At 63.5% G+C, this 19273-nt stretch carries 18 protein-coding genes; 2 read left to right on the forward strand and 16 right to left on the reverse strand.

Translation table 11 applies throughout. From position 1 onward, the window contains the following. Positions 1-2 precede the first annotated feature (2 nt). Positions 3-1088 carry a Smr/MutS family protein gene (locus tag CCZ27_RS10210; RefSeq protein WP_096447875.1) on the forward strand — a complete coding sequence of 362 codons (1086 nt, stop codon included), beginning with the start codon at positions 3-5 and terminating at the stop codon, positions 1086-1088. A 17-nt stretch (positions 1089-1105) separates the two neighbouring features. On the opposite strand, the gene CCZ27_RS10215 is transcribed toward CCZ27_RS10210, so the two are convergent. Together CCZ27_RS10215 and CCZ27_RS10220 are read right to left on the reverse strand one after the other, a co-directional pair. Beyond that, positions 1106-1444 (reverse strand): P-II family nitrogen regulator, encoded by a 339-nt coding sequence (locus CCZ27_RS10215; protein WP_096447877.1) that lies wholly within the window; start codon positions 1442-1444, stop codon positions 1106-1108. A gap of 49 nt (positions 1445-1493) precedes the next feature. Further along, positions 1494-3122 carry an NAD+ synthase gene (locus CCZ27_RS10220; RefSeq protein ID WP_385961785.1) on the reverse strand — a complete coding sequence of 543 codons (1629 nt, stop codon included), beginning with the start codon at positions 3120-3122 and terminating at the stop codon, positions 1494-1496. Between the two features lie 72 nt (positions 3123-3194). Between CCZ27_RS10220 and CCZ27_RS10225 the strand changes: the two genes are divergently transcribed. Then, positions 3195-4349, forward strand: coding sequence for a GNAT family N-acetyltransferase (locus CCZ27_RS10225; protein WP_096447879.1), 1155 nt, complete (start codon positions 3195-3197; stop codon positions 4347-4349). Between the two features lie 24 nt (positions 4350-4373). On the opposite strand, the gene CCZ27_RS10230 is transcribed toward CCZ27_RS10225, so the two are convergent. The 14 genes from CCZ27_RS10230 to CCZ27_RS10295 all read right to left on the reverse strand — a co-directional run bounded on the left by CCZ27_RS10230 (position 4374) and on the right by CCZ27_RS10295 (position 19272). Beyond that, positions 4374-4928: an NUDIX domain-containing protein gene (locus CCZ27_RS10230; RefSeq protein ID WP_096447881.1), complete on the reverse strand. Its 555-nt coding sequence runs from the start codon at positions 4926-4928 to the stop codon at positions 4374-4376. 157 nt (positions 4929-5085) lie between these two features. Then, positions 5086-6561, reverse strand: coding sequence for an NADH-quinone oxidoreductase subunit NuoN (gene nuoN / locus CCZ27_RS10235; protein ID WP_096447883.1), 1476 nt, complete (start codon positions 6559-6561; stop codon positions 5086-5088). A 53-nt stretch (positions 6562-6614) separates the two neighbouring features. Beyond that, the gene (locus tag CCZ27_RS10240; RefSeq protein WP_096447885.1) at positions 6615-8096 is read right to left on the reverse strand and encodes an NADH-quinone oxidoreductase subunit M; all 1482 of its coding nucleotides are present in this window, start codon (positions 8094-8096) and stop codon (positions 6615-6617) included. A gap of 80 nt (positions 8097-8176) precedes the next feature. Then, on the reverse strand, positions 8177-10192 hold the full coding sequence (gene nuoL / locus CCZ27_RS10245) for an NADH-quinone oxidoreductase subunit L (RefSeq protein WP_096447887.1): 2016 nt from the start codon (positions 10190-10192) through the stop codon (positions 8177-8179). Between the two features lie 12 nt (positions 10193-10204). After that, on the reverse strand, positions 10205-10510 hold the full coding sequence (gene nuoK, locus CCZ27_RS10250; RefSeq protein ID WP_096447889.1) for an NADH-quinone oxidoreductase subunit NuoK: 306 nt from the start codon (positions 10508-10510) through the stop codon (positions 10205-10207). A gap of 58 nt (positions 10511-10568) precedes the next feature. Continuing rightward, positions 10569-11171, reverse strand: coding sequence for an NADH-quinone oxidoreductase subunit J (locus CCZ27_RS10255; protein ID WP_096447891.1), 603 nt, complete (start codon positions 11169-11171; stop codon positions 10569-10571). Positions 11172-11204: 33 nt separating this feature from the next. Next, positions 11205-11690, reverse strand: a complete 486-nt coding sequence (nuoI, locus tag CCZ27_RS10260) for an NADH-quinone oxidoreductase subunit NuoI (RefSeq protein WP_096447893.1) — start codon at positions 11688-11690, stop codon at positions 11205-11207. 10 nt (positions 11691-11700) lie between these two features. Further along, a complete protein-coding gene (gene nuoH / locus CCZ27_RS10265; RefSeq protein ID WP_096447895.1) occupies positions 11701-12750 on the reverse strand; it encodes an NADH-quinone oxidoreductase subunit NuoH in 1050 nt (349 codons plus the stop codon). Then, complete coding sequence (gene nuoG, locus CCZ27_RS10270; RefSeq protein WP_096447897.1) at positions 12750-15086, reverse strand: NADH-quinone oxidoreductase subunit NuoG; 2337 nt, start codon at positions 15084-15086, stop codon at positions 12750-12752. Before nuoG ends, nuoH begins: the two co-directional genes overlap by 1 nt. Beyond that, positions 15080-16384: an NADH-quinone oxidoreductase subunit NuoF gene (nuoF, locus tag CCZ27_RS10275; protein ID WP_096452405.1), complete on the reverse strand. Its 1305-nt coding sequence runs from the start codon at positions 16382-16384 to the stop codon at positions 15080-15082. The genes nuoG and nuoF overlap by 7 nt, the downstream gene beginning before the upstream one ends. A gap of 11 nt (positions 16385-16395) precedes the next feature. Then, positions 16396-16875 carry an NADH-quinone oxidoreductase subunit NuoE gene (gene nuoE, locus CCZ27_RS10280; RefSeq protein ID WP_096447899.1) on the reverse strand — a complete coding sequence of 160 codons (480 nt, stop codon included), beginning with the start codon at positions 16873-16875 and terminating at the stop codon, positions 16396-16398. A gap of 53 nt (positions 16876-16928) precedes the next feature. Further along, positions 16929-18182, reverse strand: coding sequence for an NADH-quinone oxidoreductase subunit D (locus CCZ27_RS10285; RefSeq protein WP_096452407.1), 1254 nt, complete (start codon positions 18180-18182; stop codon positions 16929-16931). Further along, the gene (locus CCZ27_RS10290) at positions 18175-18780 is read right to left on the reverse strand and encodes an NADH-quinone oxidoreductase subunit C (protein ID WP_096447901.1); all 606 of its coding nucleotides are present in this window, start codon (positions 18778-18780) and stop codon (positions 18175-18177) included. Before CCZ27_RS10290 ends, CCZ27_RS10285 begins: the two co-directional genes overlap by 8 nt. 15 nt (positions 18781-18795) lie before the next feature. Beyond that, entirely contained in the window at positions 18796-19272 is a 477-nt protein-coding gene (locus CCZ27_RS10295) for a NuoB/complex I 20 kDa subunit family protein (protein WP_096447903.1), read from the reverse strand. Position 19273: the final 1 nt, after the last annotated feature.

The following is a 19273-nucleotide window of genomic DNA, read 5'->3' on the forward strand; positions in this document are numbered from 1 at the left end:
CGATGTCCCGTCGCTCACGTGCCGCCACCGCCCGGGCTGCACAGGCGCGCGCGGGACAGGCGACCGGCGCCGCCGCGCCCAGATCGGCAAGCCCCTTTGCAGCGCTGGCGGCACTCAGGAACGACCGGCAGGAGCCGACGGGGGCCGGCACCGGCGATAGCACCCGCCGGGCTCGCAACGGCCGGCCACCGGCCCCAGGACGGCCTGCCGGCAACGCCCAGCACATCGGCGCCGAGGATCTCGCCCTGTTCCACAAGGCAAATGCGGGTGCCCGGCCGCTGAGGCCCGATGGCCGGTGCGAAATCGAACGTCCCCGCCCCGAGCCGCTCCCCAGGCGGAAGACGGCCGCTGGCGACGAGCCGGAACCGGAACACCGCCGCGCTCCCATCGACCCGCTGCAAGCAGCCTACGAAGACGTCACGCCGCTGCGGGACACCGGGAGGGTGGAACTCGATACGCTGGCGCGCCATCGCGCGAGGGTTGCCGATACGCACCGGGAAGACGGTCCCGGGACGAACGCAGCGGAGCTGCCTCCGGCCATCGACCTCAACGATCCCGAGGCGCTCTTCCGTCACGCGATGCGGGGCACCCAGCCGCTCGAAATCCGCAATCGCGTGCATCTCGAAGGCCCTGCCCCCGCTCCGGCGCCGATCAAACGCGAAGCGGACGAGCAGGCCGCACTCGGCGAATCACTGAGCGCGCCGCTGAGTTTCGAGGATCGCCTCGACATGGGCGACGAGGCGGCATTCCTGCGCCCCGGCCTGCCTCGACGCGTACTGAACGATCTCAGGCGCGGACGGTGGGTGCTCCAGGGGCAGATCGACCTGCACGGCCTCACGCGGGACGAGGCCCGCGAGGCACTCGGGCACTTCCTCACCGCGAGCCTTCAGCAGGGGCGGCGCTGCGTCCGCGTCATCCACGGCAAGGGGCTGGGATCTCCCGGACGGATCTCCGTGCTGAAACAGCTTTCGCGCGGCTGGCTAGCGCAACGCGAGGAGATCCTCGCCTTTTGCCAGGCCGGGCCGCACGATGGCGGCGCCGGAGCGCTGCTGGTGCTGATGCGGGCGCAGAACGCGTCCCGCGACTGAAACGGGACGGGCGCCGGTCAGATCGCCGCTTCGTTGGTCTCGCCGGTACGGATGCGCACGACCTGTTCCACCGGCATCACGAAGATCTTGCCGTCGCCGATCTTGCCGGTATGGGCAGCCTTCACGATCGCCTCGACGGCCTGCTCCACCATGTCGTCCGCCAGCACGACCTCCACCTTGATCTTCGGCAGGAAATCGACGACGTATTCCGCGCCGCGATAAAGTTCGGTGTGCCCCTTCTGCCGGCCGAACCCCTTCACCTCGGTGACGGTGAGGCCGGTGATGCCCACCTCGGACAGCCCCTCGCGCACTTCGTCCAGCTTGAAAGGCTTGATGATCGCTTCAATCTTCTTCATCCATGTCTCCTGATCGGGGGTATCGCGCGCAACCTGCGCCGCTTCATGCTCAGAACTCGTCCTGATAGCGGGATGTTATCGGATATCGCCAATCCCTGCCGAACCCGCGCTGGGTCACCCGGATGCCCACAGGCGCCTGCCGTCGCTTGTATTCGTTGCGCTTGAGCATCGCTACCGTCCGGCGGACGTCGTTCTCCGGGAAGCCAGCGGCGATGATCTCGCGCGGCGACTCGTCCCGCTCCATGTACGCTTCGATGATGGCATCGAGCACCTCGTAGGGCGGCAGGCTGTCCTGGTCCTTCTGGCCCGGCTTGAGTTCCGCCGACGGCGGGCGATCGATGATGTTCTGCGGAATCACCCCGCCGACCCCGTTACGCCAGCTCGAAAGGCGATACACGAAGGTCTTGTAGAGATCCTTTAGTACCGCGAAGCCGCCCGCCATGTCACCGTAGAGCGTGGCGTAGCCGGTGGCCATTTCGCTCTTGTTGCCGGTGGTCAGGACGATGGCGCCGGTCTTGTTCGACAGCGCCATCAGGATCATGCCCCGGATCCGGCTCTGCAGGTTTTCCTCCGTCGTATCCTCCGGCAGCCCCTTGAACTGCGGCGCGAGCAGATCGGCAAACACCTTCATGGCGGATTCGATCGGGATTTCGTCGTACCGGACCCCCAGTCGTCGCACCATCTCGCGCGAATCATCGAGGCTCATCTGCGCAGTATAGGGAGAAGGCATCATCACCGCGCGTACCCGGTCGGCGCCGAGGGCATCCACGGCGATCGCCAGCGTCAGCGCCGAATCTACGCCCCCCGACAGGCCGATGATCACACCCGGAAAGCGGTTCTTGCCCAGATAGTCGCGCACGCCCCACTTCAGCGCCTCATACACCTCCGCTTCCAGCGGCCGGGGCTCCGTGCGGACGTCGGACACCCAGCGGCCATCCTCGAAGCGAACGACGTCGAGCCGCTCCTCGAACGACGCACTCCGGTACGCCAAGCCGCCGTCGGCGTTGATGGCAAACGAAGCGCCGTCGAACACCAGTTCGTCCTGCCCGCCGACCATGTTGCAGTAGAGAATCGGCAAGCCGTTTTCGCCCACGCGGTCCCGCAGCACCTGATGCCGGCGCTGCTGCTTGTTCATGTGGAAAGGCGACGCGTTGAGCGACAGGATGGCCTGCGCGCCGGCCGCTCGTGCCAGCGCGGCGGGGGCTGCTTCCCACAGATCCGCGCAGATCGTGACACCGAAGCGCGTACCCTTGAGTTCGAAGACGCAGGGGACCAGGCCGGCCTCGAAATAGCGCTCCTCGTCGAATACCTCGTAGTTCGGCAGCAGATGCTTGTGGTAGGTCGTCTCCAGCCGGCCGTCGATGATGACCGATGCGGCATTGAAGTAGCCTTCGTCCGCCTCTGCGGGATGTCCCAGCACCACGCATATCCCCTTGGAGGCGGCAACGATGCGCCCGGTCTCGCGTGCGCACGCGCGGTAGAAGTCGGGGCGCAGCAGCAGGTCCTCGGGCGGATAGCCGGAGAGAGCCAGTTCCGGCGTCAACAGCAGGTCGGCGCCGGCCGCCCGTGCCTGTTCGATGGCCGAAATCACCCTGTCGGCGTTGGCTTGCAGGTCGCCGACGGTAAAATTGCCCTGGACGACCGCAATGGAGATCGATGTGTTCTGCGTGTTCATCATGAGGCGAGACTATACCGCTTCGCCGCACCTGCGGCGCGGCCCTTCCTGCGACGCTCCTGCCCGCCGCCGTCCATGACCGGCCGCGACGGCTTCCTCCTCGTCGACGGCCTGTCCGGCATCGACGCCGCAGAGTGGGACGCGCTGGCGCGCGACGACGGCGTGGTCGCCCCCGCCCTGTCGCACGCCTTTCTCCACACCCTCGAAGACACGGGATGCGTCGGCCGCGGCACCGGCTGGACGCCTCGTCACGCCACACTCTGGTGCGACGGCCGGCTGGCGGCCGCCATGCCTCTCTACGAAAAGCAGCACTCCTACGGCGAATACGTCTTCGACTGGGCCTGGGCGGAAGCCTATGCGCGCCACGGCCTCCCCTACTACCCGAAGTGGCTGGCCGCGGTGCCGTTCACACCCCTCCCCGGACGGCGCCTGCTCGGCCGCGACACCGAAGCCCGGCGCGCCCTCCTGCATGCGGTGCTGGAACATGTCCGCGACAGCCGGCATTCATCGTTCCACCTGCTGCTGCCAACCGACGAGGAAGCGGGCTGGCTGCGCGACGCCGGCCTGCTGATACGCCAGGGCGTGCAATTCCACTGGACGAACACCGGCTACCGCGACTTCGACGATTTCCTCGTGGGGCTGAATCACGAAAAGCGCAAGAAGATCCGCCAGGAACGGCGCCGCTCCGCGGCCCATGGCCTGGACCTCTGCTGGCTGGACGGGCATACCGCCTCCAGCGATGACTGGGCATTCTTCTTTCGCTGTTACGCCACGACCTACGCGCTCCACCGCTCGACGCCCTACCTGAACGCCCGCTTCTTCTCCGGGCTTGCGCGCCGCCAGCCCGAGACCGTTCGCCTGCTGATCGCAGCGCGTGCCGGACAGCCGGTCGCCTCGGCCTTCTTCCTGTGCGACCGGCGTACGCTCTACGGGCGCTACTGGGGGGCCATCGAGCATCTGCCCTTCCTGCATTTCGAGCTGTGCTACTACCAGGCGATCGAGTATTGCATCCGGCACGGCCTCGCCATCTTCGAAGGAGGCGCCCAAGGCGAACACAAGCTCGCCCGCGGCCTGCTCCCGGTCACCACGCGCTCGGCGCACTGGATTGCCGATCCACGCTTCCGCCACGCAGTGAACGATTACCTGGCGCGCGAAACCGCCGGCGTGGAGCTCTACCTCGACGAACTCACGGAGAGGACGCCCTTCCGGCTGCAGCCTCCCTCCCGCTGAGCGGCGGCCGGAGCGCGCCGCTGGCTATCGGGCCGATTCCTGCAGCAGGGGCAGTGCACGAAAAAGCGCGGCGATGGTCTTCCCGTCGGTGATGCGGCCGTCGTGCACCGCCGTGACCGCCTCGTCGACGCCGAGCAGATGGACCTCGAGGAATTCCCCCTCGTCCCAGGCATGCCCGACGTGCCTCAGATCCTTCGCGAGAAAGATCTCGATGCGTTCGTCCGAGTAACCGATGCAAGGATGCATCACGCCGAGGTGGTGCCAGCGCTCCGCCTCGTAGCCGGTTTCCTCCCGCAGTTCGCGGCGCGCGCAGCCGGCGATGTCCTCGCCTGGATCGATCTTCCCCGCCGGCAGCTCCAGGAAAGCCCGACGCAAGGGGTAGCGGAACTGCCTTTCGAAGATCAGGCGGCCGTCACCGAGGCAAGCCACGATCACGACGGCGCCCGGATGACGGATGTATTCGCGGTAAGCGAGGGTGCCGTCCGGTAGCTGCACCCTGTCACGCCGGACCTTGAGCAGCGCGCCTTCGAAGACCGACTCGCTGTCGATCTCCGCCTCGTGCAAGGGGTCGTCAGTCAAGATTTCCTTCCCTTGGCCCTACCGGCCGATAACGACGCAGCCGCCGGCAGGCAAGAGCCGGGGAGGATGGGCACGGCGACGGCAGGCTGCCCTCGTCCTCCCGGAATCCCCTACCCTGCCGACATGTCCGGCTGCCGCAAGAATCTGCGATGGTGAATCAAAGAGAAGCCAGAAGGGAATATGCGCACAGCGACATCAGCATCTGCGGCGCCAGGCCGAGTCCGGCGATGGCCAGCCCGTTCGCCGACAACAACACCCTCAATTCAGCCGGTGCGCGAATCACGCTCGTGTCGTCCGGCGCATCGAAATACATCACCTTCACGACGCGCAGATAGTAGAACGCCCCGATCACCGACAGGATCACCGCGACCACGGCAAGCCAGAAATACCCGGCTGCAACGACCGCCTGCAGCACCGACAGTTTGGCGAAGAAGCCAACGAAGAACGGAATGCCCGCCATCGAGAACATCACGAACATCATCATCAGCGCGAACCACGGGCTGCGCTTGTTCAGCCCCTTGAAATCGTCGATGTTCTCCGCCTCGAAACCGGCGCGCGACAGCAGGATGATCATGCCGAACGAGGCCAGGCTCATGATCACATAGGCAACCGCATAGAACATCGCGGAGCTGTACGCATTGAGCGCGAAATGGCGATCGCCTTCCACCACGCCCGCCAGCAGCCCGAGCAGCATGAAGCCCATGTGCGAAATGCCCGAATACGCAAGCATGCGCTTGATGTTCTGCTGCGCGATCGCCGCAAGGTTGCCCAGCGCGATCGAAGCGACGGCAACCAGCATGAGCATGGTCTGCCACTGTTCCGCCAGGTCGAACAGCCCCCACACCAGCAACCGGATGGCCATCGCGAAGGCCGCCAGCTTCGGCGCAGTCGCGATCACCAGCGTGATCGCCGTCGGCGCGCCCTGGTACACATCGGGAACCCACATGTGGAACGGGACGACGCCGAGCTTGAACGAGATGCCGGCGACGAGGAAGACGAGGCCGAACAGCAATACCGTCTGATTCGCGGCCTGGTTATACACAACCTGAGCGATGCCCGAGAATTCGAGCGTGCCGGTCGCGCCATACACCATCGACATGCCATACAGCAGCAGGCCGGAGGCGAGCGCGCCAAGCACGAAATACTTCATCGCGGCCTCGGTCGAACGCGGGGACTCACGATCGAAGGCCACCATCGTGTACAGCGCGAGCGACATCATCTCCAGGCCGATGTAGAGCGGCAGCATGTGGTTCGCAGTGACCATGACCATCATGCCGAGCGTCATCAGCAGCGCAAGAAGGTAATACTCGGGCTTGTCGATGTTGCGGTCCGCCAGATAGCCACGCCCGTACAGCAGCGCCACCGCCATCGAGAAGTAAATGACCAGCTTCAGGAACTGGCCCATCAGGTCGCTGACGAACAGGTTGCTGAACGTGTAGCTCACCTCCCCCTGCGTTCTGTATATCGTGTATATCGTGATGACGGCCGCGGCGATCAGGGTAAGCTGGGTGAGCGCATATCCCAGCCATCGCACGCTGCGGGCGAAGGTGCTCGCCAGCATGATCACGAGTGCCATCACGGCCACGAAAATCTCGGCCGCTGCGGGGTAGAAGTCGGGGACGACAAAGTTCATCTTCTGACCAGTCCGTTAAGTGTCTCGGCTTTGCTCGCGTCGTGCATCCGCACTCAGAGCTTGCTCACGGCGACGTGCCGCAGCAGTTCGTCCACCGAGGCATGCATGACTTCGGTGAACGGGAAGGGATAGAGGCCCATTGCCAGCACGCAGACGGCGAGTATCCCGAGGAAGGCGAACTCGCGGGCATTGATGTCCTCGAGTTCCGCCACATGGCTGTTGGCCACCTTCCCGAAAACCACGCGTTTGTACATCCACAGCGTGTAGGCGGCGCCGAGGATCAGCGTCACCGCCGCGGCAAAGGCAACCCAGAAGTTGTACTTGACGGCGCCGAGCACGACCATGAACTCGCCGACGAAGCCCGAGGTTGCCGGCAGTCCCGAATTGGCCATCGCGAACAGCATGAAGAAGGCGGCGAACTTCGGCATCGTATGGACGACGCCGCCGTAGTCCGCGATCTGCCGCGAATGCACGCGATCGTAGAGAACGCCGATGCAAAGGAACATCGCTCCGGACACGAAGCCGTGCGAGATCATCTGCACCAGGGCACCTTCGATGCCGAGCTGGTTGAACATGAAGAAACCGAGGGTGACGAAGCCCATGTGCGAAATCGACGAATACGCCACCAGCTTCTTCATGTCGGTCTGCACCAGCGCGACGAACCCGATGTAGATCACGGCGATCAGCGACAGCGCGATGACCACGGGCGCGAGTTGCTGCGACGCATCGGGAACGATGGGCAGCGAGAAACGCAGGAAACCGTACGCACCGAGCTTCAGCGCGATCGCCGCCAGCACCACCGAGCCCCCGGTCGGCGCCTCGACGTGCGCATCGGGCAGCCAGGTATGCACCGGCCACATCGGCACCTTCACCCCGAACGCGATCAGGAAAGCGAAGAAGATCAGGACTTGCGGCTCGATCGGCAGCGGCAGTTGATGCCAGTCGAGGATGCTGAAGCTGCCGCCCGACTGCATGAAGAGGTAAAGCAGCGCGATCAGCATCAGCAGGGAACCCAGCAGCGTATAGAGGAAGAACTTGATCGCCGCATAGACCCGGTTCGGGCCGCCCCAGATGCCGATCACCAGATAGAGCGGGATCAGCGACGCTTCGAAGAAGACGTAGAACAGCACGCCGTCGAGCGCAGAGAAGATTCCGTTCATCAGGCCGGACATGATGAGGAACGCGGCCATGTATTGAGCCACCTTTTCCTCGATCACCTGCCAGCCCGCCATCACCACCATGATGGTGATGAAGGCGTTGAGAAGGACGAAGAGCATCGAGATTCCATCGACGCCCAGGTGGTAGTTGATGTTGAAGCGAGGAATCCACGACTGCAGCTCGACGAACTGCATGGCGCTGGTACCGGTATCGAAGCCCGTGTAGAGCGGAATCGCCACGACGAAGCCGGCCACCGCCACCGCAAAGGCAAGTACCCGGGCCAGCGGAGCGTTGCGATCCGAGCCGGTGGCGAGCACCAGCAATCCCCCAAGGATCGGCACCCAGATCGCGAGACTGAGGAAAGGAATGTCCGTCATCGTTGCTTTCCGTTCTATGCACCCCGCGGGGTGCGTTCCATCTTGTTATCTATTTCGATTTCCGTGCCGGGACACACCGCTCAACCACGGTTGAACCAGAAGGTCAGCAGCACGAACACGCCGATGATCATCACGAACGCGTACTGGTACAGGTGGCCGGTCTGGAACAGGCGCGATATCTGCGCCACCCAGCCGACGAATTTCGCCGATCCATTGACCGCCACCCCGTCGATGACGCCCTGATCGCCGATCTTCCACAGTCCCTTGCCGATCAGCCGCGAACCACCGGCGAAGAAGATCTCGTTGATGCGGTCGAAGTAGTACTTGTTGTCCAGCAGCACGTAGAGCGGCTTGAAGCTGCGCTGGATCGCCGCCGGGATACCCGGCTTGACCATGTAGAAGAACCAGGCCAGCGCCACGCCCGCCATCGCGAGCCAGAACGGAGCCGTCTGCAGGCCATGCAGCGCCATCGCCGTCGGGCCGTGGAAGTGGGCGGCCAGTTCCTTCAGGCCGGCGTGAGTCTCGGCGACGAAGATCACGTCCTTGAACCATTCGCCGAACAGCATCGGCTCGATCGTCATGAAGCCAATGACGACGGACGGGATCGCCAGCAGGATCAGCGGAAGCGTCACGACCCAGGGCGATTCGTGCGGCTTCTCGCCCGGAGCAAGACCGTGATGGTGATTCGAACTGGGCTCTTCGTCATCGTGATCGCCTTCATGATCGTGATGCGCCTTCCCGAAGCGCTCCTCGCCGTGGAAAACGAGGAAGTACATCCGGAACGAGTAGAACGCGGTCACGAAAACGCCGAACATCACGCAGAACAGCGCATAGCCCGCCCCGGGGATGGTCGAGGCATGCACGGCCTCGATGATCGAATCCTTGGAGTAGAACCCGGAGAAGAACGGGAAGCCGATCAGCGCCAGCGATCCGAGCAGGGACGTGATCCAGGTGATCGGCATGTACTTGCGCAGGCCGCCCATGCTGCGCATGTCCTGGTCATGATGCATGCCGATGATCACCGAACCCGCGCCGAGGAACAGCAGGGCCTTGAAGAAGGCGTGCGTCATCAGGTGGAACACCGCCGCGGAATATGCCGACACGCCCAGCGCCACCGTCATGTAGCCGAGCTGGGACAGCGTGGAATATGCGACCACCCGCTTGATGTCGTTCTGAACGATGCCGAGAAAACCCATGAACAGCGCGGTCGTCGCGCCGATGACCAGCACGAAGGAAAGCGCGGCGTCGGAAAGCTCGAACAGCGGCGACATGCGCGCCACCATGAAGATGCCGGCGGTCACCATGGTCGCCGCGTGGATCAGCGCCGAGATCGGGGTCGGACCTTCCATCGAGTCCGGCAGCCAGACGTGCAGCGGAACCTGGGCCGACTTGCCCATCGCGCCGATGAACAGGCAGATGCAGATCGCGGTGATGAGCGGCCAGCCGGTGACGGCCATTTCGGTCACCGACAGTTCCTGCGCCTTGGCGAACACCTCGGCGTAATCGAGGCTGCCGGCATAGGCGGCGATCAAGCCGATGCCGAGCAGAAAGCCGAAGTCGCCGACGCGGTTGACCAGGAATGCCTTGAGGTTGGCGTAGATCGCCGTCGGACGGTCGTACCAGAAGCCGATCAGCAGGTAGGACACCAGGCCCACGGCTTCCCAGCCGAAGAACAGTTGAAGGAAGTTGTTGGACATCACCAGCATCAGCATCGAGAACGTAAACAGCGAGATGTAGCTGAAGAAGCGCTGGTAGCCGGGGTCCTCGGACATGTAGCCGATCGTGTAGATATGCACCATCAGCGACACGAAGGTCACCACGAGCATCATCATCACGGTCAGGGAGTCGATCAGGAAGCCGACCTCGAACTCGATGCCCCCCGCCTGCATCCACGTATAGACGGTGCCGTTGAAAGTATTTCCGGCCTGGACGTCCTGATAGACCAGCACCGACGCCGCGAAGGCGATCGCCACACCGAGAATGGTGACGATGTGGGCACCGGCGCGGCCGATGGTCTTGCCGAACAGACCGGCGAGGATCGCACCCGCCAGCGGCGCCAGGGGCACGAGGAGATAGAGCTTCTGCATGTCCGTCATCGCGGCGCTTCCTTAACCCTTGAGGCTGTCCAGATCATCCACATGGATGGTCCGCATGTTGCGGAACATGACGATGAGGATCGCCAGGCCGATCGCGGATTCCGCCGCGGCCACCGTGAGGATGAAGAAAACGAAAACCTGCCCTGCGATGTCGCCGAGATAGTGCGAAAACGCAATGAAGTTCAGATTGACCGCGAGCAGCATGAGCTCGATGGCCATGAGCAGCACGATCAGGTTCTTCCGGTTCAGGAAGATGCCCACCACGCTGATCGCGAACAGGATCGCGCCCAGAATGAGGTAATGGGAAAGCGAAAGCATCTATGACTCCCTGGTCGCGCCGGCAAACGCCCGGCGCGGTTCTTGTTCGCGTATCGTCTTACTCTTTCTCGGCCGGCATCTTCACCAGCTCGACGCGGCCTTCACGCCTGACCGCTACCTGGTCGGACGGATTGATGTACTTGATGCCCTTGCGTTTGCGCAGCGTGAGGGCCACGGCCGCCACCATCGCCACCAGCAGCACGAGTGAGGCAAGCTCGAACGGATAGACGTAATCGGTGTAGAGCACACGGCCAAGCTCGCGCGTATTGCTGAAGCCTTCCTGCGCAGCGGGCGGCACCGGCATGGCATCGAGGCCGAAATACCGGCCGCCGAGCACCATCACCATCTCGATCAGCATCAGGATGCCGACCAGCGCCCCTACCGGCAGATAGCTCCAGAATCCCTCGCGGATGCGGTCGAGGTTGATGTCGAGCATCATGACAACGAAAAGGAACAGGACCATGACCGCGCCGACGTACACCATGACGAGGGTGATCGCCAGAAATTCGGCCTGCAGCAGCAGCCAGATGCCGCCCGCGTTGAAGAACGTCAGCACAAGGAACAACGCGGCATGGACCGGGTTGCGCACCGTGATGACCCTCAGTGCCGCGAACACCATGATCACGGCAAGAAAGTAGAAGACGAAGGTCTTGAATTCCATGTTCCTGACTCGCAGCGCGTGAGCGCCCTCCGATTAGCGGTACTTCGCGTCCTGCTCGCGGTCGGCCGCGATCTGGGCCTCGTAACGATCGCCGACGGCCAGCAGCATCTGCTTGGTGTAGTAGAGATCGCCCCGCTCCTCCCCGTGGTACTCGAACACTCGCGTCTCGACGATGGCATCGACCGGACAGGCTTCCTCGCAGAAGCCGCAGAAGATGCACTTCGTCAGGTCGATGTCGTAGCGGCTGGTGCGTCGCGAACCGTCCTCGCGCTGCTCCGATTCGATGGTGATCGCCATCGCAGGGCAGACTGCCTCGCACAGCTTGCAGGCGATGCAGCGCTCCTCGCCGTTCGGATACCGGCGCAGCGCATGCAGGCCGCGGAAGCGGTTGCTCTGGGGAGTCTTTTCCTCCGGGAACTGGACGGTGATCTTGCGCTGGAAGAAATGGCGTCCGGTCAGCGCCATTCCCTTCACCAGTTCCTTCAGGAACAGGCTACCGATCAAATCCTTGCCACCCATGCTCAAATCCTCACTTCCAGATCGACAGCGGCGACATCATCCACACCGCCACCACGAACACCCAAATGAGGGTGACGGGGATAAACACCTTCCAGCCTAGACGCATGATCTGGTCGTAGCGGAACCGCGGGAAGGTCGCACGCGCCCAGAGGAACACGAACAGGATCATCGCCGTCTTGAGCGCGAGCCAGTGGAAGCCGTCGGGCAGGAAGCCGAACGGAGACAGCCAGCCGCCCAGGAACAGCACCGAGGTCAGAATGGAGACCAGGATCATGTTCGCGTATTCGGCGAGGAAGAACAGCGCAAAGGCCATGCCCGAGTACTCGACCATGTGACCGGCCACGACTTCCGCCTCGCCCTCCACGACGTCGAACGGCGCGCGGTTGGTCTCGGCGATGCCGGAGATCAGATACACCACGAACATCGGCAGCAGCGGCAGCCAGTTCCACGACAGGAACGAGAGGCCCATGTCATGGAAGCGCCCCTGCCCTTGCGAAAGCACGATGTCGGACAGGTTCAGGCTCGCCGAGATCAGCAGCACGCAGATCAGCGCGAAACCCATGGACACTTCGTACGACACCATCTGCGCCGCCGCGCGCATCGCGCCGAGGAACGGATACTTCGAGTTCGAAGCCCAGCCGGCGACGATCACGCCATACACTTCCATCGACGTGATGGCCAGCAGGAACAGCAGGCCCGCATTCACGTTGGCCAGCACCAGCCCGTCGCTGAACGGCACTACCGACCATGCGGCCAGGGAGGGCGCAATGGCGAGGATCGGCCCCAGGATGAACAGCCCCTTGTTCGCTCCGTGGGGAACGATGATCTCCTTCAGCAGCAGCTTGACGCCATCCGCGATGGGCTGGAACAGGCCCTTGGGACCGACCCGGTTGGGGCCGATCCGGACCTGCATGTAGCCGATGACCTTGCGCTCGGCGAGGGTCAGATAGGCCACCGCTCCCATCAGCGGGGCGACGATCGCGATGATCTTGATCAGCGTCCAGACGGCCGGCCAGGACGGGCCGAAGAGTTCGGCAACCGGTTGCAGCAATGCTTCCATCAGACACGCTCCACGCTGAGTAGGCCGCTCATCGGTCCGAGCGCTGCCGTGGCGATGTGTGCCGCGGCGATCCGGACGCAGCCCGGCGCCACGCCCTCGTCGGCCACGGCGACGATCTCGATCTGCCCCGCACCCTTGACGCGAATCCTGTCGCCCGCCGACAGGCCGAGCCCGGCCAGCGTCGTGCCGGCCATGCGGGCCGACGGCGCTGCAGCGTCACGCGTCTTCTGCAAGGCCGGCGCGCGACGCACCAGCGGATCGGCGAAGTAGATGGGCACGTCGGCAACCCGCTCCAACCCGTTGCCAGGTACGGCCGGTACCGAAGGCGAGGCCAGTTCCAGGCCGTTGTCGAGCCTAGAAGCGAAATCGGAACCGAGCGCATCGGCTCGCACGGATTCCGAATCGGCGTACTCGAACCCTTCGGCCTGCAGCAGATTGCCGAGCACGCGGAGCACTTTCCATCCAGGCCGGTTTTCCCCGAGCGGCCGTGCGACGGCATTGAAACTCTGAGCCCGACCCTCGCAATTCACGAAGGTGCCGGACGTCTCCGTAAAGGGCGCGATCGGCAGCAGCACGTCGGCCACCTCGCGAAGCGAAGGCGACGCGAAAGCCGTCAAGGCGACGACCAACTGTGCCGAGGACAGCGCGCTCATTGCCGCCGCGGGATTCGCGTGATCGAGGTCCGGCTCGAGACCCAGGAGAACGTAAGCCTTGCGAGGCTGTTCGATCATCGTCCGCGCGTTCAGCCCGCCCGCCGTCGGCACGGCGCCGGCGAGATAACCGCCCATGCTGTTGGCAGCCTCGCCGATCGTACCGGCGCTGCCGCCGGCCAGGCGGGCGATCTCCTGGGCGAGCAGTTCGAGCTGGGCCGCCTGCTCATGCTGCGAGGCGAGATTCCCCAGCCACACTGCAACCTTGCTGCCGCCGGCCAGGCTTCTCGCGATCTCGCGCGCATCGTCGGAAACCGTCTGCGGCAGCATCGCACGCACGGATTCGGCAGGCTCCGCGCCCTTTTCCGCAGCCAGCGCCACGACGACCTGCGCCAGCACCGGCACCATCTGCGACGGCGCGACGAGCGAGCGGTGGCGCACGGGAATCAGCCACTCTTCGGCGTTCGGGCCGATCGCGCTCACATGCAGGCCGCGCTTGGCCGCCTGACGCACACGTTGCGCCAACAGCGGCGCATCCTTGCGCAGGAAGCTGCCGACGACCAGGAGACGGTTCAGTTCTCCCACCGACGCAACCGGCATGCCCAGCCACGGCGCACCCTTGCGGCCGCCGTCGGCGCTGAAGTCCGACTGCCGCAGACGGAAATCCACGTTGTCCGAGCCCAGGGCGCGGACGAACTTCTGCAGCAGATGAAGCTCTTCGACGGTCGAGTGCGGCGACGCGAGGGCGCCGATCGAGGACGGTCCGAAATCGCGGGCGACGTCACGCAGACCGGTCGCCACGAATTCGAGCGCACGCTGCCAGTCGGTCGGCTTCCATTCCCCGCCCTGCTTGATCATCGGCGTCGTCAGGCGATCCTCGCCGTTCAGCGCGTCATAGGAAAAACGGTCCTTGTCCGACAGCCAGCACTCGTTGATCTCCTCGTTGTCGAGGGGCAGCACGCGCTTCACCACGTCATGCTTGGTCTGGACGATCAGGTTGGAGCCGAGCGAATCGTGCGGGCTCACCGACTTGCGGCGCGACAGCTCCCACGTCCGCGCCGCGAAGCGGAAGGGCTTCGAAGTCAGGGCGCCGACCGGGCACAGGTCGATGATGTTTCCTGAAAGCTCCGAATCGACGGTCTTCTCGATGAAGGGCATGATCTCCGCGTGCTCGCCGCGGAAAGCCTGTCCGAGTTCCATCTCCCCGGCAATCTCGGCGGTGAAGCGAACGCAGCGGGTGCAATTGATGCACCGCGTCATGTCCGTCGCCACCAGGGAGCCGAGATTCTTGTTGAAGACGACGCGCTTTTCTTCCTCGTAGCGGGAGGCGCTCGCCCCGTAGCCCACGGCAAGGTCCTGCAACTGGCACTCGCCGCCCTGATCGCAGATCGGGCAATCGAGCGGGTGGTTGATCAGGAGGAACTCCATCACGCCCTTCTGCGCCTTGACCGCCTGCTCGGAATGCGTCCACACCTTCATTCCGTTGGTGACCGGCGTCGCACAGGCGGGAAGCGGCTTGGGCGCCTTCTCCACCTGCACCAGGCACATCCGGCAGTTTGCCGCGATGGAAAGTTTCTTGTGGTAGCAGAAGTGCGGAATGTACGCACCTGCAGCCGCCGCAGCATCCATGACGGTGCTGCCGTCCTGGACCTGGACCTGCTTGCCGTCGATTTCGATCTCTAGCATGACGGGCTCACGTAGATTTGACTTCCTGCGTGCTGCACTTCAGGCGGCACGAGGCACTTCTTGTTTTCGATGTGATATTCGAACTCCGCCCCGAAGTGCTTGATGAAACTTTGCACAGGCATCGAAGCGGCATCGCCGAGCGCGCAGATTGTGCGGCCCATGATGTTCGCGGTGACGGAATTCAGCAGTTCGAGATCGTCGGGGCGCCCCAGGCCGTTCTCGATGCGATGGACGACGCGATAGAGCCAGCCCGTCCCTTCGCGGCACGGTGTGCACTGGCCGCAGGACTCCTCGAAGTAGAAGTACGACAGACGCTCGAGCGCCTTGACCATGCAGGTGGTCTCGTCCATGACGATGACGGCGCCGGAGCCGAGCATCGATCCCGCCTTGGAGATCGAGTCGTAGTCCATCGTGCAGTCCATCATCACGCTACCGGGCACCACCGGCGCCGACGAGCCGCCGGGGATGACCCCCTTGATCTTGCGGCCGCCACGCATGCCGCCGGCCATTTCCAGCAATTCGGCGAAGGGGGTGCCAAGCGGGATCTCGTAGTTGCCCGGCCGATTGACGTGACCGGAGACCGAGAACAGCTTCATGCCGCCGTTGTTCGGCTTGCCGAGATTCAGGAATGCTTCGCCACCCATGTTCATGATGAACGGGACGGATGCGAAGGTTTCCGTATTGTTGATGGTGGTCGGCTTGCCGTAGAGGCCGTAACTCGCCGGGAAAGGCGGCTTGAAGCGCGGCTGCCCCTTCTTGCCTTCGATGGATTCGAGCAGCGCCGTCTCTTCGCCGCAGATGTAGGCGCCGTAGCCATGATGCGCGAAAAGCTCGAACGAGAAATCCGAACCGAGTATGTTCTGCCCGATGAAGCCCGCGGCCCGCGCCTCGTCCAGGGCCTCCTCGAAGCGCCCGTAGACCTCGAAGATCTCGCCGTGGATGTAGTTGTACCCGCGGGCCGCGCCCATCGCGTATGCGGCGATCGCCATGCCCTCGATGACCGAGTGCGGGTTGTGGCGCAGGATGTCGCGATCCTTGAACGTCCCCGGCTCGCCCTCGTCCGAATTGCACGCCAGATACTTGTCGCCCGGGAAGGCGCGCGGCATGAAACTCCACTTCAGACCGGTCGGGAAGCCCGCACCGCCACGCCCGCGGAGAACCGAGGTCTTCAGCTCGGCGATGATGGCATCCTGCGAGACCTTCTCGGACAGAATCCGGCGCAGCGCCGAGTAGCCCCCACGTGCCACGTAATCCTGGAGCCGCCAGGTGCGGTCGCCGTCACAGCCGGCGAGGATCATTCCTTGCGTGCTCATTTCTTGTCCAGCTCGGCGAGCAGTTGGTCGATCTTCTCGGTGGTCATCCAGCTGCACATGTGGTGGTTATTCACCAGCAGCACCGGTGCGTCGCCGCAGGCACCCATGCACTCGCCTTCCCTCAGCGTGAACTTTCCGTCCGGCGTCGTCTCGTTGAAGCCGATCCCGAGCTTCTTCCTGACGTAGTCGGCGGCGTGCACGCCGCCGGAGAGCGCACAGGGCAGATTCGTGCAGACCGTGATCTTGTGCCGCCCGACCGGCTCGAGATCGTACATGTTGTAGAAACTCGCGACCTCGTACGCCGCTATCGCAGGCATGCCGAGATAGCTGGCGACGAACTCGATGACTTCCTTTCGCAGCCACCCCTTCTCAACCTGGGCGATACGCAAGGCGGCCATCACGGCAGACTGCTTCTGGTCTGCCGGATACTTGGCGATCTCGCGATCAATCTGTTGCAGCGATTCCTGGCTCAGCATTTCGTTTTCGTCTTCCGGGTTGCCTGCTGAAACTGGCTGTCGTCCTGACGCGCCTATCGGTCGATTTCGCCGAACACGACATCCATCGTGCCGATGATCGCCACCACGTCGGCAATCATGTGGCCGCGGGCGATGTCGTCCATTGCCGCAAGATGCGCGTAACCAGGCGCACGGAGCTTGAGTCGGTAAGGCTTGTTCGCACCGTCCGAAATCGCATAGACGCCGAACTCGCCCTTCGGGTGCTCGACCGCGGCATAGACTTCGCCCTTCGGAACATGCATTCCCTCGGTGAAGAGCTTGAAGTGATGGATCAGCTCTTCCATGTTCGACTTCATCAACTCGCGCGACGGCGGGGCGACCTTGTAATTGTCGGTGATCACCGGCCCCGGATTCTTGCGCAGCCAGTCGATGCACTGCTTGATGATCCGGTTCGACTGCCGCATTTCTTCCATGCGGCAGAGATAACGGTCGTAGCAGTCGCCGTTCTTCCCGACCGGGATGTCGAAATCCAGGCGATCGTAGACTTCATAGGGCTGCTTCTTGCGCAAGTCCCAGGCCACCCCCGACCCGCGCAGCATCGCTCCGCTGAACCCCCACGCCAGCGCCTGCTCGGGCGAAACGACGCCGATGCCCACCGTACGCTGCTTCCAGATGCGGTTGTCTGTCAGCAGGGTTTCGTATTCGTCGCAATAGGTGGGGAAGCGGTTGGTGAAGTCCTCGAGGAAGTCGAGCAACGATCCTTCGCGTGCAGCATTCACCTCGGCGACGGTCTTGGCGTTGCGGAACTTGTTGACTTCGTATTTCGGCATGCGATCGGGCAGATCGCGGTACACCCCGCCGGGGCGATAGTAGGCCGCATGCATCCGCGCCCCCGACACCGCCTCGTAGGCGTCCATCAGGTCTTCGCGCTCGCGGAAGGTGTAGAGCACCATCGTCATTGCGCCGATGTCCAGCGCGTGCGTGCCGATGTTCAGCAGGTGGTTGAGGACCCGGGTGACTTCATCGAACATCACGCGAATGTACTGCGCCCTGAGCGGCACCTCGACGCCGAGCAGGCGCTCGATCGCCATGCAGTACGCGTGCTCGTTGCACATCATCGACACGTAGTCGAGACGGTCCATGTACGGCACCGACTGGACCCAGGTCCGCGTCTCCGCCAGTTTCTCTGTCCCGCGATGCAGCAGGCCGATGTGCGGGTCGGCGCGTTCCACGACCTCGCCGTCGAGTTCCAGGACGAGCCGCAGCACGCCATGCGCGGACGGATGCTGGGGGCCGAAGTTGATCGTGTAATTGCGGATTTCAGCCATGACCGACATCCCCGTAGCTTTCCTCACGCACGATGCGCGGCGTATTCTCTCGCGGCTCGATGGTAACGGGCTGATAAACGACCCTGCCCTGCTCCGGGTCGTAACGCATTTCGACATAGCCCGAAATCGGAAAATCCTTGCGGAACGGATGCCCCACGAAACCGTAGTCGGTCAGGATGCGCCGCAGATCGGGATGGCCGGAATACATGATTCCATACAGGTCGAACGACTCGCGCTCGTACCAGTTCGCACTCGGCCAGATATCGACGACCGAATCCAGAACGGGGAATTCGTCACTTTCCGCAAAGACACGCAGACGAACGCGCCAATTGTGGCGAACCGACAGCAGATGCGCACAGGAAGCGAAACGCCGCCCGCTCCATGCACCGTTTCCGTAGGTCGAGAAATCGACCCCCGAGATATCCATCAACTGCTCGAAATGCAGATCGGCGTGATCACGCAGCGTGCGTGCAACTCGCAGATAATCCGCAGCAGCGACTTCGATTGTAATTTCACCCCGATCTGCAGTCAGTGATTGCAGCGATTCACCGAATACATCTTTCAGAGCCTGGATCAGGCGTTCAAGCTTTGGACTCATTTGAGGAGATACCTGTCAGCGCGCAATGGTACTGGTGCGCTTGATCTTGTTCTGCAACTGGATGATGCCGTACACCAGCGCCTCGGCAGTCGGGGGACAGCCTGGAACATAAACATCGACAGGCACGATCCGGTCGCAACCTCGAACCACCGAATACGAATAGTGATAGTAACCACCACCGTTGGCACAGGACCCCATCGAGATCACCCACCGCGGCTCGGACATCTGGTCGTAGACCTTGCGCAGTGCCGGCGCCATCTTGTTGCACAGGGTACCCGCGACGATCATCAGGTCGGACTGGCGCGGACTCGGGCGAAACACCACGCCGAACCGGTCGAGGTCATACCGCGCACAGCCCGCGTGGATCATCTCCACCGCACAGCACGCAAGACCGAACGTCATCGGCCACAGCGAACCCGTACGCGTCCAGTTGATGACCGCATCCAGGGAAGTCGTGACAAACCCCTCGCGAAATACGCCCTCAATGCTCATG

This window comes from Thauera sp. K11, from assembly GCF_002354895.1.
GTDB classification, from domain to species: Bacteria; Pseudomonadota; Gammaproteobacteria; order Burkholderiales; family Rhodocyclaceae; genus Thauera; species Thauera sinica.

Bases quoted from the DNA above. Each gene is read 5' to 3' on its own strand.
- CCZ27_RS10225 (WP_096447879.1), top strand. From the start codon at position 3,195: ATGACCGGCCGCGACGGCTTCCTCCTCGTCGACGGCCTGTCCGGCATC.
- nuoE (WP_096447899.1), bottom strand. From the start codon at position 16,875: ATGCTGAGCCAGGAATCGCTGCAACAGATTGATCGCGAGATCGCCAAG.
- nuoH (WP_096447895.1), bottom strand. From the start codon at position 12,750: ATGGAAGCATTGCTGCAACCGGTTGCCGAACTCTTCGGCCCGTCCTGG.
- nuoF (WP_096452405.1), bottom strand. From the start codon at position 16,384: ATGATCCTCGCCGGCTGTGACGGCGACCGCACCTGGCGGCTCCAGGAT.
- nuoK (WP_096447889.1), bottom strand. From the start codon at position 10,510: ATGCTTTCGCTTTCCCATTACCTCATTCTGGGCGCGATCCTGTTCGCG.
- CCZ27_RS10295 (WP_096447903.1), bottom strand. From the start codon at position 19,272: ATGAGCATTGAGGGCGTATTTCGCGAGGGGTTTGTCACGACTTCCCTG.
- CCZ27_RS10285 (WP_096452407.1), bottom strand. From the start codon at position 18,182: ATGGCTGAAATCCGCAATTACACGATCAACTTCGGCCCCCAGCATCCG.
- CCZ27_RS10215 (WP_096447877.1), bottom strand. From the start codon at position 1,444: ATGAAGAAGATTGAAGCGATCATCAAGCCTTTCAAGCTGGACGAAGTG.
- CCZ27_RS10290 (WP_096447901.1), bottom strand. From the start codon at position 18,780: ATGAGTCCAAAGCTTGAACGCCTGATCCAGGCTCTGAAAGATGTATTC.
- CCZ27_RS10220 (WP_385961785.1), bottom strand. From the start codon at position 3,122: ATGATGAACACGCAGAACACATCGATCTCCATTGCGGTCGTCCAGGGC.
- nuoN (WP_096447883.1), bottom strand. From the start codon at position 6,561: ATGAACTTTGTCGTCCCCGACTTCTACCCCGCAGCGGCCGAGATTTTC.
- nuoG (WP_096447897.1), bottom strand. From the start codon at position 15,086: ATGCTAGAGATCGAAATCGACGGCAAGCAGGTCCAGGTCCAGGACGGC.
- CCZ27_RS10240 (WP_096447885.1), bottom strand. From the start codon at position 8,096: ATGACGGACATTCCTTTCCTCAGTCTCGCGATCTGGGTGCCGATCCTT.
- CCZ27_RS10210 (WP_096447875.1), top strand. From the start codon at position 3: ATGTCCCGTCGCTCACGTGCCGCCACCGCCCGGGCTGCACAGGCGCGC.
- nuoL (WP_096447887.1), bottom strand. From the start codon at position 10,192: ATGACGGACATGCAGAAGCTCTATCTCCTCGTGCCCCTGGCGCCGCTG.
- nuoI (WP_096447893.1), bottom strand. From the start codon at position 11,690: ATGGGTGGCAAGGATTTGATCGGTAGCCTGTTCCTGAAGGAACTGGTG.
- CCZ27_RS10255 (WP_096447891.1), bottom strand. From the start codon at position 11,171: ATGGAATTCAAGACCTTCGTCTTCTACTTTCTTGCCGTGATCATGGTG.